We start from the raw sequence: 18,994 nt of genomic DNA, 5'->3' as shown, positions 1-18,994 counted from the left end.
TGAGGATCTATCTTCATGATTCCTTGATAACCACTGTCAGCCAAGATTTTACCAGCTTGTCCGATATTTCTGCGACTCATTTTGAACAACTTCATATCATGACAATAGTTCACAGCGATCTCCAAAGAAACAATTCTCCCTTGACTTGTGACAATCGCTTGAGCCTTCATAGCGTGGCATTTCTTTTTACCAGAATCATTCGCTAATTGTTTTTTAGGACGATTGATTTTTACTTCCGTCGCATCAATCATTACCGTGTCCTCAGAACTGAGAGGAGTTTTTGAAATCGTAAAACCACTTTGAACAAGAGTTACTTCAACCCATTGACTCCGATGGGTTAAGTTGCTTTCGTGAATACCAAAATCAGCCGCAATTTGTTCATAAGTTCGATATTCTCGCACATATTGAAGTCGCCATAAGAAAGTCTTCTAGGCTTAGTTTAGGTTTTCGTCCCCCTTTTGCGTGTTTACCTTGATAAGCTGTTTTCAATACAGCTAACATCTCTTCAAAAGTGGTACGCTGAATACCAACAAGGAGCTTGAATCGTGCATCAGTTAGTTGTTTACTTGCTTCATAATTTTATTGTATCATATTTTTGTTTCACAGGAAGTCTAATAAATAAAAACTCTTTAAAGTTTTGTTGGGAAAATGGGAAAAGATATAAATGGAAACTTAGTATAACACTTGGAAAACTCTGTAAAAATAGTAAGTCAATTCATGCCTCGTTTTTTCTCTAGGGATGGGCGGCTATATTTCTATGACCATTTGTCGTAATAAACATCCCTACCAAGGGTCAATAGAAATAAATTCAACGAAACTTTTGCTGTCAGATTTAGATGCCCAACTTGTCATTTATACTCTTTCATATAGGACTTTCTATAAGGATGGAAAAAAGAAAGGAAATTTGGTAAGATAGGAATATGGATTTTGAAAAAATTGAACAAGCTTATACCTATTTACTAGAGAATGTCCAAGTCATCCAAAGTGATTTGACGACCAACTTTTATGACGCCTTGGTGGAGCAAAATAGCATCTATCTGGATGGTGAGACAGAGCTAAAACAGGTCAAAGAGAACAATCAAGCCCTTAAGCGCTTAGCGCTTCGCAAAGAAGAATGGCTCAAGACCTACCAGTTTCTCTTGATGAAGGCTGGGCAAACAGAACCCTTGCAGGCTAATCACCAGTTTACGCCAGATGCTATTGCCTTGCTTTTGGTATTTATTGTGGAAGAGTTGTTTAAAGAGGAGGAAATCACTATCCTCGAAATGGGTTCTGGCATGGGAATTCTGGGCGCTACTTTCTTGACCTCGCTTGATAAAAAGGTGGATTACTTGGGAATGGAAGTGGATGATTTGCTGATTGATTTGGCAGCTAGCATGGCAGACGTGATCGGATTGCAGGCTGGCTTTGTCCAAGGAGATGCCGTTCGTCCACAAATGCTCAAAGAAAGCGATGTGGTCATCAGCGACTTGCCGGTCGGCTATTATCCTGATGATGCCGTTGCGTCGCGTCATCAAGTTGCTTCTAGCCAAGAATATACTTACGCCCATCACTTGCTCATGGAACAAGGGCTTAAGTATCTCAAGTTAGACGGATACGCTATTTTTCTAGCTCCGAGTGATTTGTTGACCAGCCCTCAAAGTGATTTGTTAAAAGGGTGGCTGAAAGAAGAGGCGAGTCTGGTTGCTATGATTAGTCTGCCTGAAAATCTCTTTGCCAATGTCAACCAATCTAAGACTATTTTTATCTTACAGAAGAAAAATGAAATAGCAGTAGAGCCTTTTGTGTATCCACTTGCTAGCTTGCAAGATGCAAGCATTTTAATGAAATTCAAAGAAAATTTTCAAAATTGGAGCAAAGGTACTGAAATATAAAATAGATTTTGTTATAATAGTTGAAAACGCTTAAAAGAGGTAATTGATAATGACAAAAACAATCGCAATAAATGCAGGAAGTTCAAGTTTAAAATGGCAATTATACTTAATGCCAGAAGAAAAAGTATTGGCGAAAGGCTTGATTGAACGTATCGGTTTGAAAGATTCAATTTCAACTGTAAAATTTGATGGCCGTTCTGAACAACAAATTTTAGATATCGAAAATCACACACAAGCTGTTAAAATCTTATTGGATGACTTGATTCGTTTCGATATTATCAAGGCTTATGATGAGATTACAGGTGTTGGACACCGTGTTGTTGCGGGTGGAGAATATTTCAAAGAATCAACAGTTGTTGAGGGGGATGTTTTAGAAAAAGTTGAAGAGTTGAGTTTGTTGGCTCCTCTCCACAATCCAGCCAATGCAGCAGGTGTTCGTGCCTTCAAGGAATTGTTGCCAGACATTACCAGTGTAGTTGTTTTTGATACTTCCTTCCACGCAAGTATGCCAGAGAAAGCTTATCGCTACCCTCTACCAACAAAATATTACACAGAAAACAAGGTTCGTAAATACGGTGCTCATGGTACAAGTCACCAGTTTGTAGCAGGAGAAGCTGCAAAACTCTTGGGACGTCCATTAGAAGACTTGAAGTTGATTACCTGTCATATTGGTAACGGAGGCTCAATTACAGCTGTGCAAGCCGGCAAATCTGTTGATACTTCTATGGGCTTCACTCCTCTGGGTGGTATTATGATGGGAACGCGTACAGGGGACATTGATCCAGCTATCATTCCTTATTTAATGCAATATACAGAGGATTTTAATACACCAGAAGATATCAGTAGTGTTCTTAATCGTGAATCGGGTCTTTTGGGAGTTTCTGCTAATTCTAGCGATATGCGTGACATAGAAGCTGCTGTAGCAGAAGGGAATCACGACGCTAGCTTGGCTTATGAAATGTATGTTGACCGTATTCAAAAACATATCGGTCAGTACCTTGCAGTACTAAATGGAGCAGATGCCATTGTTTTCACAGCAGGTGTTGGTGAAAATGCAGAAAATTTCCGTCATGATGTAATCTCAGGAATTTCGTGGTTTGGTTGTGATGTTGATGATGAAAAGAATATCTTTGGTGTGACAGGAGACATCTCAACAGATGCAGCGAAGATCCGTGTCTTGGTTATTCCAACAGATGAAGAATTAGTCATTGCCCGTGATGTTGAACGCTTGAAAAAATAAGTGAAACTAAAAAAATATTCAATACAAGGAGTTGGGAAAGTTATTTTTCCAGCTTCTTTTTTTAAAACTTAACTAGCTTTGAAAGGTAGAAGTCATAGATAGCGGTGGATGATTTTAAGAAGCCTTATAGTGGATTGAGATATAGTACATTGAGTCAAGAATAGGATACATCGGTTTCTGAAATATTGTTAAAAATGAGGATGAATTTCTCAATCAATTTGTTCATATTCTATTTCAACATACTATAAAATGTGAATAAATTAATTAGCTGATTTCAATGCATTTCTAAAAATGTATTAGAAGTCGTATTGTGCTGTTGTAATTTAAATTTGCTATAAAAGTGATAAAAGATAACTTATTTCCAATTTTCGCTTAGAATGACAGGTAGCATCAATTAATATTTTATATTATGTCAATTTTCGATTGTATCCGCTTACAATTTATGCTATAATAGTACAGCAATAAGTTATAAGAGCTGTTGTATCGTTCTTGGTTTATAGTTATGGAGGTAACATCATGGGTACTATTATGGAATTTGCAACAGAAAAACAGATTGAATCATTTCTTTCAACTTGTCATATCGAGGGACAAAGGAATTTTCTGATGGCTTTTAAGAAAAAGACATGGCTGAAATCCTTTATTGATTTTTTCATTATAGGAGGAGTCTACTATGTTCAGTCGAGTGTGAAGCCAAAGATTATGTCATTCACATCTAAGGGGATTTACTTGATGGACATTAGTGATGTAACTGAAAATCGGCCTAATCAAGTCATTGAAATGTCCTGAAGTCAAGTTGAAGATTTTAGTTATAACACAGTCTTGAACACAGTTAGAATTAAATGGCACTATCAAAGTGAACAGTACATCTTTTCAGTAGATGTAGGTAATATCAGTCAACATTTAGGACAGTATCAATTTAATAAACAACATTATGACTATTTAGCACAACACGATTTCTTTCAGAAAGAGTGAATGACATGAAAAAGATAATTACAAAATGTATTGTTATTGCTACGACTTTGCTTATTATGGTACCGAGTTTTATAGGGATTGCATACGCTAATGAAACAAAGGTTCCAAATACAACTGTAGAGTATATTGATGTTGCCGAAGTAGAGAAGGATTTGAAATTCTTGTTTACAGAAGCGACGAGTTATGAGAATGGCGTTCTTTATGTTAATAAAGAATTATTGACAGAACGCTATGGCACTTTAGCACCGTATATTGTAATGGGCATTGAACGTATTTATACAGAGCCTAATTTGGTTCAAAACTTGCAAGCCTCTTTACAAGATAGAGATTTTGTTTCATGTATGCGTGATGAGTTGATTGGTATGATTCCAGGTATGGAACTTGTTGATTTAATGAGAGGGGACATTATCAGTTATATTCAAGGTAAAATGTGGGGCAAAGCTGCCTCATATATAGCAATGGAACTTGCTAAATTTGGCATGAAGAGTAACGTTGCAGGAATCGTTGCACAATTAGGAATCTCTGCTGGAAAATGTGCTATTTGGGGTTAGTTATGCTTAAATACTTGTAATTAAGAATGTTAAAATGATAATTCTGTCTTTAATGAATGTGATAAAGTGGTTGGAAAATAAATTTTCTAACCATTTTGTCGTTTTTAGTGTTTACAGGGAAAATGACTTCAAATTTTTTAAGTTTTAAGTATAGACTGTTACGGGAACGGTAGACATTGTGACAATAAGAAAGAGAATGAAAGCACGACGAAAAGGATTAAAAAATAAACAAGAGAATATTGGTAGAATTGTCCAAAACCTTGCTATGATTGGCTTTTTTGAAAAATATGGTATAATAGTAGTAATTTAATAGATGGAGTTGAGTTTTGAAGAAAAACTTTCGTGTAAAAAGAGAGAAAGATTTTAAGGCAATTTTCAAGGAGGGAACAAGTTTTGCTAATCGCAAATTTGTTGTCTACCAATTAGAAAACCAGAAAAACCATTTTCGAGTAGGTCTATCAGTCAGCAAAAAACTGGGGAATGCCGTCACTAGAAATCAAATCAAGCGACGGATTCGGCATATTATCCAGAATGCAAAAGGGGGTCTGGTAGAAAACGTCGACTTTGTTGTCATTGCTCGAAAAGGAGTCGAAACCTTGGGATACGCAGAGATGGAGAAAAATCTACTCCACGTATTAAAATTATCAAAGATTTACCAGGAAGGAAATGGGAGTGAAAAAGAAACTACAGTTGACTAGTTTGCTAGGACTGTCTCTATTGATCATGACAGCCTGTGCGACTAGTGGGACAACTAGCGATATTACAGCCAATTCGGCTGATTTTTGGAGTAAATTTGTTTACTTCTTTGCGGAAATCATTCGCTTTTTATCGTTTGATATTAGTATCGGAGTGGGGATTATTCTCTTTACGGTCTTGATTCGTACAGTCCTCTTGCCAGTCTTTCAGGTGCAAATGGTGGCTTCTAGGAAAATGCAGGAAGCTCAGCCACGCATTAAGGCGCTTCGAGAACAATATCCAGGTCGAGATATGGAAAGCAGAACCAAACTAGAGAAGGAAATGCGTAAAGTATTTAAAGAAATGGGTGTCAGACAGTCAGACTCTCTTTGGCCGATTTTGATTCAGATGCCGGTTATTTTGGCCCTGTTCCAAGCCCTATCAAGAGTTGACTTTTTAAAGACAGGTCATTTCTTATGGATTAACCTTGGTGGTGTAGATACAACCCTTGTTCTTCCGATTTTAGCAGCAGTATTCACCTTTTTAAGTACTTGGTTGTCCAACAAAGCCTTGTCTGAGCGTAATGGAGCTACGACAGCGATGATGTATGGGATTCCAGTCTTGATTTTTATCTTTGCAGTTTATGCGCCAGGTGGAGTCGCCCTATACTGGACAGTGTCCAATGCTTACCAAGTCTTGCAAACCTATTTCTTGAACAATCCATTCAAGATTATCGCAGAGCGCGAGGCTGTAGTACAGGCACAGAAAGATTTGGAAAATAGAAAAAGAAAAGCCAAGAAAAAGGCTCAGAAAACGAAATAATAAGGAGGAATCTGGTAATGGTAGTATTTACAGGTTCAACTGTTGAAGAAGCAATCCAGAAAGGATTGAAGGAATTAGATATTCCAAGGAAGAAGGCACATATTAAAGTCATTTCTCGTGAGAAAAAAGGGTTTCTTGGTTTATTTGGTAAAAAACCAGCCCAAGTGCATATTGAAGCGATTAGTGAAACGACTGTTGTCAAAGCAAATCAACAAGCTGTAAAGGGAGTTCCAAAACAAATCAATGATTTGAATGAGCCTGTTAAAACAGTTAGTGAAGCGACCGTTGATTTGGGTCATGTTGTAGAGGCAATTAAAAAGATTGAGGAAGAAGGTCAAGGTATTTCTGATGAAGTCAAGGCTGAAATCTTAAAACATGAAAGACATGCCAGCACTATCTTAGAAGAAACTGGTCACATTGAGATTTTAAATGAACTTCAAATCGAGGAAGCGATGAGGGAAGAAACGGGCGCTGATGACCTTGAAACTGAGCAAGACCAGACTGAAAATCAAGACTTGACAGAGATGGGCTTGAAAGTTGAACCGAGCTTTGATATTGCCCAGGTGGCTACGGATGTGACTGCCTATGTTCAAGCGATTGTGGATGACATGGACGTTGAGGCGACGATTTCAAATGACTATAACCGTCGTAGCATCAATCTACAAATTAACACCAACGAACCAGGTCGTATTATCGGTTACCATGGTAAAGTCTTGAAGTCCTTGCAACTGTTGGCTCAAAATTATCTTTATAATAGCTATTCAAGAACCTTCTATATTACAATCAATGTCAATGATTATGTTGAACACCGTGCAGAAGTCTTGCAGACCTATGCGCAAAAATTGGCGACTCGTGTTTTAGAAGAAGGCCGCAGTCATCAAACAGATCCCATGTCAAATAGCGAACGCAAGATTATCCACCGTATTATTTCACGTATGGATGGCGTGACTAGTTACTCTGAGGGTGACGAGCCCAATCGCTATGTCGTTGTAGATACAGAATAAGTAAAATCAGGTTTATCCTGATTTTTTGCTAGCTAGAGGAGATGAAACGGATGCTGAATAAGATAAGAGATTATTTAGACTTTGCTGGTTTGCAGTACCGTAATCCTGATAAAGCGGGAGCAGAGCGAGAGAAGATGCTGGAATTGCGCTATAAAGGCCAAGAGGCACGAAAGGCTTTTACAGAACTGGCAAAGCCTTTCAAGCAAGCCATCCAGAATGGCAACTCCAACAGACTAGTCAGTGGATGAAGCAGGCCCAGCGTTTGAGACCACATTTTTGGGTTTATCTACAGAGAGACGGACAAGTGACAGAACCTATGATGGCCTTACGTTTGTATGGGACATCTACTGACTTTGGAATTTCTTTGGAAGTCAGTTTCATCGAGCGTAAGAAGGATGAGCAAACACTGGGCAAGCAGGCCAAAGTTTTAGACATTCCAACCGTTAAAGGGATTTATTATCTAGCCTACTCTGATGGTCAAAGTCAACGGTGGGAGGCGAACGAAGAAAATCGTCGCACTTTAGTCGAGAAGATAGGCAGCCAAGAAGTCCGTAAAGTTTTAGTGAAGGCAGACGTTCCTGTGACAGAAAATTCGTCTGAAGAAGAAATCGTAGAAGGCTTATTGAAGTCTTATTCTAAAATTCTTCCCTATTATCTAGCTACGAGAAAATAAGATAATTTGTAAAACATCATAAATCATACAGTCCAAGAGTGAACAGTCCGCTGTGTAATTCTTGGTCTTTTTGTTTGCGCTTTCGCATTATATAATAAACTTACAAAAACAATTCAAAAGGAGAACAATTATGGAAGTCGTTTCAAGTGTTCTAAATTGGTTTTCTAGCAATATTTTGCAGAATCCCGCATTTTTCGTAGGTTTATTGGTGTTGATAGGATACGCACTTTTGAAAAAACCTGCCCATGACGTTTTCTCAGGGTTTGTTAAAGCAACAGTAGGGTATATGTTGCTTAACGTGGGTGCTGGTGGTTTGGTTACAACCTTCCGTCCAATCTTAGCAGCCCTTAACTACAAATTCCAAATTGGTGCAGCGGTTATCGACCCTTACTTTGGACTTGCTGCAGCAAACAACAAAATTGCAGCAGAGTTTCCAGATTTTGTTGGAACTGCAACTACAGCTCTATTGATTGGTTTCGGAATAAATATCTTGCTCGTAGCTCTTCGAAAGATTACGAAGGTAAGAACCCTCTTTATTACTGGTCACATCATGGTACAACAAGCTGCAACAGTATCTCTTATGGTTCTATTCTTAGTACCACAATTGCGCAATGCTTACGGTACAGCAGCGATTGGTATCATCTGTGGACTTTACTGGGCAGTTAGTTCAAATATGACTGTTGAGGCAACTCAACGCTTGACTGGTGGTGGCGGATTTGCGATTGGTCACCAACAGCAATTTGCAATCTGGTTTGTAGATAAAGTAGCAGGACGCTTTGGTAAGAAAGAAGAAAGTTTAGACAATCTTAAATTACCTAAGTTCCTCTCAATCTTCCACGATACAGTTGTTGCATCTGCTACCTTGATGCTCGTATTCTTCGGAGCCATTCTTTTAATCTTGGGTCCAGACATTATGTCTAATAAAGAAGTCATCACTTCAGGAACTCTATTCAATCCTGCTAAACAAGATTTCTTTATGTACATTATCCAAACAGCCTTTACCTTCTCAGTTTACTTGTTCGTTTTGATGCAAGGTGTCCGAATGTTCGTATCTGAGTTGACAAACGCCTTCCAAGGTATTTCAAACAAATTGTTGCCAGGTTCATTCCCAGCGGTTGACGTTGCAGCTTCTTATGGATTTGGTTCTCCAAATGCTGTCTTGTCAGGATTTACCTTTGGTTTGATTGGTCAATTGATTACAATTGTTTTGCTCATCGTCTTTAAAAATCCGATTCTTATTATTACAGGATTTGTACCAGTGTTCTTTGACAATGCAGCCATTGCGGTCTACGCTGATAAACGCGGCGGATGGAAAGCGGCTGTTATCCTTTCCTTTATATCAGGCGTCCTTCAAGTTGCTCTAGGAGCTCTTTGTGTGGCCCTTCTCGATTTGGCATCTTATGGTGGCTACCATGGAAATATCGACTTTGAATTCCCATGGCTTGGATTTGGATATATCTTCAAATACCTTGCTATTGTTGGTTATGTACTTGTGTGTCTCTTCTTGCTTGTTATTCCTCAACTTCAATTTGCCAAAGCAAAAGATAAAGAGAAATATTACAACGGTGAAGTTCAAGAAGAAGCTTAGTATCTAGAAAAGGAGAAATAAAATGGTTAAAGTATTAGCAGCGTGCGGAAATGGAATGGGTTCCTCAATGGTTATCAAGATGAAGGTTGAAAATGCTCTCCGTAAGCTTAATCAAACAGATTTTACAGTCAATTCATGCAGTGTCGGTGAAGCTAAAGGTTTAGCAGTAGGATATGACATCGTAATCGCTTCTCTTCATTTGATTCAAGAATTGGAAGGGCGAACTAATGGGAAGTTAATTGGGCTTGATAACTTGATGGATGATAAAGAAATCACCGAAAAACTCAGTCAAGCACTACAGTAAAAGGTTGGAGGGGGCTGGACAGAAACTGAGAGTTATCGTTTCTGTCCTTCTCCCTCTTTAAATAAAGGAGGCAGATATGAATTTAAAACAAGCTTTAATTGACAACGACTCGATCCGACTAGGTTTAGAGGCTAAGGATTGGAAAGAAGCAGTCAAGGTAGCAGTAGATCCCTTGATTGAAAGTGGGGCAATTTTGCCAGAGTATTACGATGCTATCATTGAATCGACTGAAGAGTATGGGCCTTACTATATCTTGATGCCAGGTATGGCTATGCCCCACGCTAGACCTGAAGCTGGTGTGCAAAGTGATGCCTTTTCATTGATTACCTTACAAAATCCTGTTGTATTTTCAGATGGGAAAGAGGTATCTGTTTTGTTGGCACTAGCAGCAACAAGCTCAAAAATTCACACAAGTGTAGCCATTCCACAAATTATTGCCCTGTTTGAATTAGACGATTCTATTGCACGTTTACAGGCTTGCCAGACTAAAGAAGATGTCTTGGCTATGATTGAAGAATCTAAGGATAGCCCTTATCTCGAAGGATTGGATTTGGAAAGTTAGAAAGAGGAATAAAGAAATGACAAAAAGAATACCTAATTTACAAGTTGCATTAGACCATTCAGACTTGCAAGGAGCGATTAAAGCAGCTGTTTCTGTTGGTCAGGAAGTAGATATTATCGAAGCTGGAACTGTTTGCTTGCTTCAAGTTGGAAGTGAACTGGCTGAAGTCTTGCGTAGCCTTTTCCCAGATAAGATTATTGTGGCAGACACAAAATGTGCTGATGCTGGTGGAACAGTTGCTAAAAATAATGCGGTTCGTGGAGCAGACTGGATGACTTGTATCTGTTGTGCAACCATCCCTACTATGGAAGCAGCTCTAAAGGCTATCAAGACTGAACGAGGAGAACGAGGCGAAATCCAGATCGAGCTTTATGGCGATTGGACTTTTGAACAAGCTCAGCTTTGGCTAGATGCAGGTATCTCGCAAGCTATTTATCACCAATCTCGTGATGCTCTTCTTGCTGGTGAAACTTGGGGTGAAAAAGACCTTAATAAGGTTAAAAAACTCATTGACATGGGCTTCCGTGTATCTGTAACAGGTGGTCTAGATGTAGATACTCTCAAACTCTTTGAAGGTATTGATGTCTTTACCTTTATCGCAGGTCGTGGAATTACAGAGGCTGTGGATCCAGCAGGAGCAGCGCGTGCCTTCAAGGATGAAATCAAACGAATTTGGGGGTAAACCATGGCACGTCCGATTGGAATTTATGAAAAGGCAACCCCAACACACTTTACTTGGCTAGAACGTTTAAATTTTGCCAAGGAGTTAGGCTTTGATTTTGTCGAGATGTTTATTGACGAACGTGACGAGCGTTTAGCAAGACTTGACTGGAGTAAGGAAGAACGCTTGGAAGTTGTCAAAGCGATTTATGAAACTGGAGTTCGTATCCCTTCTATCTGTTTTTCAGGCCATCGTCGCTACCCATTAGGCTCAAAAGATCCAGTTCTAGAGGAAAAATCTCTAGAACTCATGAAAAAATGTATCGAATTAGCTCAAGACTTGGGAGTTCGTACGATTCAATTAGCTGGTTACGATGTTTACTATGAGGAAAAGTCACCCCAGACACGCCAACGTTTTATCAAAAATTTGAGAAAAGCCTGTGACTGGGCTGAAGAAGCTCAGGTGGTACTTGCTATTGAAATTATGGATGATCCTTTCATCAATAGCATCGAAAAATATTTGGCTATAGAAAAAGAGCTTGACTCTCCCTTCCTCTTTGTATATCCAGATATTGGTAATGTGTCTGCATGGCATAATGATATCTATAGTGAGTTTTATCTTGGTCATCATGCCATCGCAGCTCTCCATCTCAAGGATACTTATGCAGTGACAGAAAGTTCAAAGGGGCAGTTCCGAGATGTACCTTTTGGGCAAGGTTGTGTCAAATGGGAAGAAGCTTTCGATATTTTAAAGGAAACCAATTATAATGGACCTTTCCTAATCGAAATGTGGTCTGAAAATTGTGAAACAGTAGAAGAAACACGCGCAGCCGTTCAAGAGGCGCAAGCTTTTCTCTATCCACTCATTAAGAAAGCAGGTTTGATGTAAGATGAATCAAGTAATCAATGCTATGCGTAAACGAGTCTGTGATGCCAATCAATCATTGCCAAAACATGGACTTGTCAAATTTACCTGGGGGAATGTATCGGAAGTCAATCGCGAACTCGGTGTCATTGTTATCAAACCATCAGGCGTGGATTATGACGAATTGACACCTGAAAACATGGTAGTGACTGATCTAGATGGTAAGATCCTAGAAGGGGATTTAAGACCATCTTCCGACCTCCCAACTCATGTGCAATTATATAAGGCTTGGTCAGAAATTGGTAGTGTGGTTCACACCCATTCGACAGAAGCTGTTGGTTGGGCTCAGGCAGGTCGTGATATTCCTTTCTACGGAACAACCCATGCAGATTATTTCTACGGTTCAATCCCTTGTGCCCGTAGTTTGACCAAGGATGAAGTAGAAGTGGCCTATGAAAAAGATACTGGCCTGGTTATCGTAGAAGAGTTTGAACATCGCGGACTTAACCCGGTTGAAGTACCAGGAATTGTTGTACGCAATCACGGTCCATTCACCTGGGGCAAAAATCCAGAGAATGCTGTTTATCACTCTGTCGTACTAGAGGAAGTATCAAAGATGAATCGCTTTACAGAACAAATCAATCCAAGAGTTGAACCTGCTCCCCAGTACATACTAGAAAAACACTACCAACGTAAACATGGACCAAATGCTTATTATGGTCAAAAGTAAGAACGATGAAGGAGGAGAAAAAGATAAATTTAGCTCCTCTTTTTACATTTGATTTTTATTGAGAGTAAAGTTGGAGTTGAAGTAATTTTGAAAGATTTTTTAGAAATAGCGCTTGATATATATATGGTAAAATAAAAAGAATTGCCGTGATATCAATAGATTTGGGGGATTTTTTAATATGGTACTGGATAAGGCAAGTTGTGATTTGCTTCAATATTTGATGGATCAAGAAACGTCCAAAACGATTATGGCGATTTCGAAAGATTTGAAAGAGTCAAGAAGGAAAATTTATTATCACATTGACAAAATCAATGCTGCTCTGGTTGACGAGGCGCTTCACATCATTAGTATTCCACGAATTGGTATTCACTTAACGGAAGAGCAGAGAGATGCTTGTTGTAAACTATTATCGGAAGTAGATTCGTACGATTATATCATGAGTGCGCATGAACGTATGATGATAATGTTACTATGGATAGGTATTTCTAAAGAACGTATTACGATTGAAAAATTGATAGAGTTAACAGAGGTATCTAGGAATACTGTTCTCAATGATTTGAATAGTATTCGTTATCAACTAACTTTGGAACAATATCAGGTGACCTTGCAAGTGAGCAAGTCACAGGGATACCGCCTTCATGCCCACCCTCTTAATAAAATTCAGTATCTTCAATCGCTTCTATATCATATTTTTATGGAAGAAAATGCCACTTTTGTATCTATTTTAGAAGATAAGATGAAAGAGAGGTTAGATGATGAGTGTTTGCTTTCTGTTGAAATGAACCAATTTTTTAAGGAACAGGTTCCTTTAGTTGAACAAGATTTAGGGAAGAAAATAAACCATCATGAAATAACTTTTATGTTGCAGGTTCTACCTTATTTGCTGTTAAGCTGTCATAATGTTGAACAGTATCAAGAAAGACATCAGGATATAGAGAAAGAATTTTCTTTGATAAGAAAAAGAATAGAGTATCAGGTGTCTAAGAAATTAGGAGAACGGTTGTTTCAAAAGTTTGAAATTTCTTTGTCAGGACTTGAAGTTTCTCTTGTAGCTGTTCTCCTCCTCTCCTATCGTAAAGATTTGGATATTCATGCAGAAAGTGATGATTTTCGGCAATTAAAACTTGCTTTAGAAGAATTTATCTGGTATTTTGAATCACAAATCCGAATGGAGATTGAGAACAAGGATGATTTGTTACGAAATTTGATGATCCACTGTAAAGCCTTGTTATTTAGAAAGACTTACGGTATTTTTTCTAAAAATCCTCTAACAAAACAAATTCGATCCAAGTATGGAGAATTATTTTTAGTCACTAGAAAATCTGCGGAAATTTTAGAAGGAGCATGGTTTATTCGGCTAACAGACGATGATATTGCCTATTTGACGATTCATATTGGAGGATTTTTAAAGTATACACCATCGTCTCAAAAAAATATGAAAAAAGTTTATCTCGTTTGTGATGAAGGTGTTGCGGTTTCGAGACTTTTGCTGAAACAATGCAAACTTTATTTTCCAAATGAGCAAATTGACACTGTATTTACAACAGAACAATTTAAGAGTGTGGAAGATATTGCACAAGTTGATGTAGTGATTATTACTAATGATGATTTGGATAGCAGATTTCCGATTTTAAGGGTTAATCCTATCCTTGAAGCAGAAGATCTTTTGAGAATGCTAGACTATCTTAAACACAATATATTTGGTAATGAGGGCAAAAGTTTCAGTGAAAATCTTTCTAGTCTTATTTCGTCTTATATTGCAGACAGCAAGTTGGCTAGTAAGTTCCAAGAAGAGGTTCAAACACTTATAAATCAAGAAATAGTAGTTCAAGCTTTTTTGGAAGATATTTGAAGGACAGTCCAATGATGAACACAAACCTGTGTTTTTCTTGGTCTTTTTTAGTGTTTTGAAGGGTGGTATACTAATCTCAAAGATAACAATTATATCCAAAGGAGGCGACATATGCCAAACGTCAAAGAAATTACAAGAGAGTCATGGATTTTAGCCACTTTCCCAGAGTGGGGAACCTGGTTGAACGAAGAAATCGAAGAAGAAGTCGTACCTGAAGGCAACTTTGCCATGTGGTGGCTAGGCAACTGTGGTACTTGGATTAAGACACCAGCTGGTGCTAACGTTGTCATGGACCTTTGGTCAAACCGTGGAAAATCAACTAAAAAAGTGAAAGATATGGTTCGTGGGCACCAAATGGCAAATATGGCAGGTGTTCGTAAGTTGCAACCAAACTTGCGTGTTCAGCCAATGGTTATCGATCCATTTGCTATCAACGAACTAGACTATTACTTAGTTTCACACTTCCACAGTGATCATATCGACCCATACACAGCTGCAGCAATTCTCAACAATCCTAAGTTAGAGCATGTTAAGTTTATCGGTCCTTACCACTGTGGACGAATCTGGGAAGGATGGGGTGTTCCAAAAGAACGTATCATCGTTGTGAAGCCAGGTGACACTATCGAATTAAAAGATATGAAGATTCATGCAGTAGAATCATTTGACCGTACTTGCTTGGTAACTCTCCCAGTGAACGGTGCTGATGAGACAGGCGGTGAACTTGCTGGCTTGGCTGTTACAGATGAAGAAATGGCTCAAAAGGCTGTTAACTATATCTTTGAAACACCAGGTGGAACCATCTATCATGGTGCAGATTCTCACTTCTCAAACTATTTTGCAAAACATGGTAAAGACTTTAAAATTGATGTTGCTTTGAATAACTATGGTGAAAATCCGGTAGGTATCCAAGACAAAATGACATCTATCGACCTTCTTCGTATGGCAGAAAATCTGCGTACAAAAGTCATTATCCCAGTTCACTATGATATCTGGTCTAACTTCATGGCTTCTACTAATGAGATTCTAGAACTTTGGAAAATGCGAAAAGATCGCTTGCAATACGATTTCCATCCATTTATCTGGGAAGTTGGCGGTAAGTATACTTATCCTCAGGATCAACACTTAGTAGAATACCATCATCCACGTGGTTTTGATGATTGTTTTGAACAAGACTCTAACATTCAATTTAAAGCTTTGCTATAATATAAAAATATTCTTTGGAGGTTATCCGTATGTTGCATGATACGGATAATTTTCATATAATAGTAAAATAGAATGTGTGATTCAATAATCACCTCAAATAGAAAGGAAATTCTATGTCAAATCTATCTGTTAATGCAATTCGTTTTCTAGGTATTGACGCCATTAATAAAGCCAACTCAGGTCACCCAGGTGTGGTTATGGGAGCAGCTCCGATGGCATACAGCCTCTTTACAAAACAACTTCGTATCAATCCAGCTCAACCAAACTGGATTAACCGCGACCGCTTTATTCTTTCAGCTGGTCATGGTTCAATGCTTCTTTATGCCCTTCTTCACCTTTCTGGTTTTGAAGATGTCAGCATGGATGAGATTAAGAGCTTCCGTCAGTGGGGTTCAAAAACACCAGGTCACCCAGAATTTGGCCATACAGCAGGGATTGATGCTACGACAGGTCCTCTAGGTCAAGGGATTTCAACTGCTACTGGTTTTGCCCAAGCAGAACGTTTCTTGGCAGCCAAATATAACCGTGAAGGCTACAATATCTTTGACCACTATACTTACGTTATCTGTGGAGACGGAGACTTGATGGAAGGTGTCTCAAGCGAGGCAGCTTCATACGCAGGTTTGCAAAAACTGGATAAGTTGGTTGTTCTTTATGATTCAAATGATATCAACTTGGATGGTGAGACAAAGGATTCCTTTACAGAAAGTGTTCGTGACCGTTACAATGCCTACGGTTGGCATACTGCCTTGGTTGAAAATGGAACAGACTTGGAAGCCATCCATGCTGCTATCGAAACAGCAAAAGCTTCAGGCAAGCCATCTTTGATTGAAGTGAAGACGGTTATTGGATACGGTTCTCCAAACAAACAAGGAACTAATGCTGTACACGGCGCCCCTCTTGGAGCAGATGAAACTGCATCAACTCGTCAAGCCCTCGGTTGGGACTACGAACCATTTGAAATTCCAGAACAAGTATATGCTGATTTCAAAGAACATGTTGCAGACCGTGGCGCATCAGCTTATCAAGCTTGGACTAAATTAGTTGCAGATTATAAAGAAGCTCATCCAGAACTGGCTGCAGAAGTAGAAGCCATCATCGACGGACGTGATCCAGTCGAAGTGACTCCAGCAGACTTCCCAGCTTTAGAAAATGGTTTTTCTCAAGCAACTCGTAATTCAAGTCAAGACGCCTTGAATGTTGTGGCAGCTAAATTACCAACCTTCCTAGGTGGATCAGCTGACCTAGCTCACTCAAACATGACTTATATCAAGACTGACGGACTTCAAGACGATGCCAATCGCTTGAACCGCAACATTCAGTTTGGTGTTCGTGAATTTGCAATGGGAACGATCTTGAACGGGATGGCTCTTCACGGTGGACTTCGTGTATACGGTGGTACTTTCTTCGTCTTCTCTGACTATGTGAAAGCAGCTGTTCGCTTGTCAGCCTTACAAGGACTTCCTGTGACTTATGTCTTTACCCACGATTCAATCGCAGTTGGGGAAGACGGTCCAACTCATGAACCAGTTGAACACTTAGCCGGTCTTCGTGCTATGCCAAATCTAAATGTTTTCCGTCCAGCAGATGCGCGTGAAACGCAAGCAGCTTGGTACCTTGCAGTGACAAGTGAGAAAACACCAACTGCCCTTGTCTTGACACGCCAGAACTTGATTGTTGAAGATGGAACAGACTTCGACAAGGTTGCAAAAGGTGCCTATGTTGTCTATGAAAATGCAGCAGACTTTGATACGATCTTGATTGCGACAGGTTCAGAGGTTAATCTTGCTGTCTCAGCTGCCAAAGAATTGGCTAGTCAAGGTGCAAAAGTCCGCGTAGTCAGCATGCCATCTACAGATGTCTTTGATAAACAAGATACAGCATACAAGGAAGAAATTCTTCCAAATGCAGTCCGCCGTCGTGTTGCAGTCGAAATGGGTGCAACTCAAAGCTGGTACAAATACGTTGGTCTTGATGGTGCCGTTCTAGGTATTGATACCTTCGGAGCCTCTGCCCCAGCACCAAAAGTATTGGCAGAATATGGCTTTACTGTAGAAAATCTTGTAAAAGTTGTTCAAAACTTGAAATAATCCTAAAAATCAGGGCGCAAGCTCTGGTTTTTCTTACTAGAAAAGCAAGGTACAATCTTGTAAAAGTAACTGAAATTTGATATAGTAGTTCTATGTAAAAGACAAAGGAGAATATAATGGAATCACAATATACATTTTTAATCATTCTTGTGGCTATGGTGGGCTTGATGTTCTTTACGCAACGCTCTCAAAAGAAACAAGCACAAAAGCGTATGGAAAGCTTGAATAAATTACAAAAAGGCTATGAAGTGATTACAATCGGGGGCCTTTATGGAACAGTCGATGAAGTAGATACGGAGAAGGGAACAATTGTTCTTGACGTAGATGGAGTTTACTTGACTTTTGAACTAGCTGCTATCAAGACAGTATTACCGCTGAAAGAAACAGCTTCACTAGAAGGCGCAATTGAAAAATAAGACGGGATCACGAACTCCCGTTTTTCTATAAAAGAAAGGAAGTGGGATGAAAAAATTAGTCTTTGTCTGTCTGGGAAATATTTGCCGTAGCCCTATGGCCGAGTTTGTTATGAAATCAATGACAGATAACTACGAAATCCAAAGTCGAGCAACTTCCTCTTGGGAACATGGCAATCCGATTCATAAGGGGACTCAGGGAATTTTTCAACAGTATGAGATTCCTCATGACAAGAACAAGACATCGCTTCAGATTAGTAAGGAAGATTTTGAAGCCTTTGATTATATTATCGGAATGGACGCTTCAAATATTTCTGACTTACGTCAGATGTGTCCAGCAGACTGTCAAGATAAGATTTGCTCATTTGCATTTGAAAGTGTTCCAGACCCTTGGTATACAGGAGATTTTGAGGAAACCTATCGACGTGTTCAGGAGGGTTGTCAAGCATGGTTAGAACGTTTAGAAAAGGAGAGTGAAGGTGGAAAATCTTAAGAATTTTTATGAAAAGTATCGAGTGTATCTGACTCGTCCACGTTTAGAGCTTTTAGCAGTAGTTACCATTGTTTTTTGTGCTGTACTCGTCTTTTTTCTAAATATTCCCGGAAAAGGTGTTCTAAAGCTTGATAATGGAACGATTGTTTACGATGGCAGTCTTGTCCGTGGTAAAATGAATGGGCAAGGTACCATTACCTTCCAAAATGGAGACCAATATACAGGTGGCTTCAACAATGGAGCCTTCAATGGAAAAGGTACTTTTCAATCTAAAGAAGGTTGGACCTACGAAGGTGATTTTGTAAATGGTCAGGCTGAAGGAAAAGGAAAACTAACAACAGAACAAGAAGTTGTTTATGAAGGGACTTTTAAACAAGGGGTTTTTCAACAAAAATAAAGCCTCCTTATCAAAGGAGGTATTGT

18 protein-coding genes and 3 pseudogenes are annotated in these 18,994 nt (G+C 39.0%); 20 read left to right on the top strand and 1 reads right to left on the bottom strand.

The features are described 5' to 3' along the window. Positions 1-525, bottom strand: a pseudogene (locus HT688_RS04285) (transposase family protein); the annotation flags it as partial. 395 nt (positions 526-920) lie between these two features. Here HT688_RS04285 and HT688_RS04280 point away from each other — a divergent pair. From HT688_RS04280 to HT688_RS04185, 20 genes and pseudogenes are all read left to right on the top strand, one after another. Next, complete coding sequence (locus HT688_RS04280; protein ID WP_138700671.1) at positions 921-1,874, top strand: class I SAM-dependent methyltransferase; 954 nt, start codon at positions 921-923, stop codon at positions 1,872-1,874. 49 nt (positions 1,875-1,923) lie between these two features. Further along, positions 1,924-3,114 (top strand): acetate kinase, encoded by a 1,191-nt coding sequence (locus HT688_RS04275; RefSeq protein ID WP_000167760.1) that lies wholly within the window; start codon positions 1,924-1,926, stop codon positions 3,112-3,114. A gap of 516 nt (positions 3,115-3,630) precedes the next feature. Further along, positions 3,631-4,086: pseudogene (locus HT688_RS12145) on the top strand (hypothetical protein). 5 nt (positions 4,087-4,091) lie between these two features. Next, positions 4,092-4,637, top strand: a complete 546-nt coding sequence (locus HT688_RS04265) for a hypothetical protein (protein WP_050223352.1) — start codon at positions 4,092-4,094, stop codon at positions 4,635-4,637. 326 nt (positions 4,638-4,963) lie between these two features. After that, positions 4,964-5,335 (top strand): ribonuclease P protein component, encoded by a 372-nt coding sequence (gene rnpA, locus HT688_RS04260; RefSeq protein WP_050208197.1) that lies wholly within the window; start codon positions 4,964-4,966, stop codon positions 5,333-5,335. Next, positions 5,310-6,134, top strand: coding sequence for a membrane protein insertase YidC (locus tag HT688_RS04255; protein WP_000728104.1), 825 nt, complete (start codon positions 5,310-5,312; stop codon positions 6,132-6,134). Before rnpA ends, HT688_RS04255 begins: the two co-directional genes overlap by 26 nt. A gap of 17 nt (positions 6,135-6,151) precedes the next feature. Further along, complete coding sequence (jag, locus tag HT688_RS04250; RefSeq protein WP_000260001.1) at positions 6,152-7,138, top strand: RNA-binding cell elongation regulator Jag/EloR; 987 nt, start codon at positions 6,152-6,154, stop codon at positions 7,136-7,138. 50 nt (positions 7,139-7,188) lie between these two features. Beyond that, a pseudogene (locus HT688_RS04245) lies at positions 7,189-7,811 on the top strand (HI_0552 family protein). Between the two features lie 130 nt (positions 7,812-7,941). Next, positions 7,942-9,399, top strand: coding sequence for a PTS ascorbate transporter subunit IIC (gene ulaA / locus HT688_RS04240; protein WP_050208199.1), 1,458 nt, complete (start codon positions 7,942-7,944; stop codon positions 9,397-9,399). A 22-nt stretch (positions 9,400-9,421) separates the two neighbouring features. Next, on the top strand, positions 9,422-9,703 hold the full coding sequence (locus HT688_RS04235; protein ID WP_000241469.1) for a PTS sugar transporter subunit IIB: 282 nt from the start codon (positions 9,422-9,424) through the stop codon (positions 9,701-9,703). 76 nt (positions 9,704-9,779) lie between these two features. Next, positions 9,780-10,265 carry a PTS sugar transporter subunit IIA gene (locus tag HT688_RS04230; protein WP_050208201.1) on the top strand — a complete coding sequence of 162 codons (486 nt, stop codon included), beginning with the start codon at positions 9,780-9,782 and terminating at the stop codon, positions 10,263-10,265. A gap of 16 nt (positions 10,266-10,281) precedes the next feature. Further along, a complete protein-coding gene (locus HT688_RS04225; protein ID WP_000166725.1) occupies positions 10,282-10,947 on the top strand; it encodes a 3-keto-L-gulonate-6-phosphate decarboxylase UlaD in 666 nt (221 codons plus the stop codon). 3 nt (positions 10,948-10,950) lie between these two features. Further along, positions 10,951-11,814, top strand: a complete 864-nt coding sequence (locus HT688_RS04220) for an L-ribulose-5-phosphate 3-epimerase (RefSeq protein ID WP_172923587.1) — start codon at positions 10,951-10,953, stop codon at positions 11,812-11,814. A gap of 1 nt (position 11,815) precedes the next feature. Further along, on the top strand, positions 11,816-12,520 hold the full coding sequence (locus HT688_RS04215) for an L-ribulose-5-phosphate 4-epimerase (protein ID WP_001863043.1): 705 nt from the start codon (positions 11,816-11,818) through the stop codon (positions 12,518-12,520). 178 nt (positions 12,521-12,698) lie between these two features. Continuing rightward, the gene (locus HT688_RS04210) at positions 12,699-14,372 is read left to right on the top strand and encodes a BglG family transcription antiterminator (protein WP_172923586.1); all 1,674 of its coding nucleotides are present in this window, start codon (positions 12,699-12,701) and stop codon (positions 14,370-14,372) included. Positions 14,373-14,483: 111 nt separating this feature from the next. Then, positions 14,484-15,575 carry an L-ascorbate 6-phosphate lactonase gene (gene ulaG, locus HT688_RS04205; protein WP_001134220.1) on the top strand — a complete coding sequence of 364 codons (1,092 nt, stop codon included), beginning with the start codon at positions 14,484-14,486 and terminating at the stop codon, positions 15,573-15,575. A 113-nt stretch (positions 15,576-15,688) separates the two neighbouring features. Further along, a complete protein-coding gene (tkt, locus tag HT688_RS04200; protein ID WP_172923585.1) occupies positions 15,689-17,665 on the top strand; it encodes a transketolase in 1,977 nt (658 codons plus the stop codon). A 116-nt stretch (positions 17,666-17,781) separates the two neighbouring features. Next, positions 17,782-18,081 (top strand): preprotein translocase subunit YajC, encoded by a 300-nt coding sequence (gene yajC, locus HT688_RS04195; protein WP_023937006.1) that lies wholly within the window; start codon positions 17,782-17,784, stop codon positions 18,079-18,081. 46 nt (positions 18,082-18,127) lie between these two features. Then, a complete protein-coding gene (locus HT688_RS04190; protein ID WP_172923584.1) occupies positions 18,128-18,571 on the top strand; it encodes a low molecular weight protein-tyrosine-phosphatase in 444 nt (147 codons plus the stop codon). After that, on the top strand, positions 18,558-18,968 hold the full coding sequence (locus HT688_RS04185; protein WP_020902388.1) for an MORN repeat-containing protein: 411 nt from the start codon (positions 18,558-18,560) through the stop codon (positions 18,966-18,968). The genes HT688_RS04190 and HT688_RS04185 overlap by 14 nt, the downstream gene beginning before the upstream one ends. Positions 18,969-18,994 lie beyond the last annotated feature (26 nt).

It is taken from the genome of Streptococcus sp. 1559, assembly GCF_013276735.1.
Lineage (GTDB): Bacteria > Bacillota > Bacilli > Lactobacillales > Streptococcaceae > Streptococcus > Streptococcus pseudopneumoniae.
This window is presented reverse-complemented; position numbering and strand designations above follow the sequence as displayed.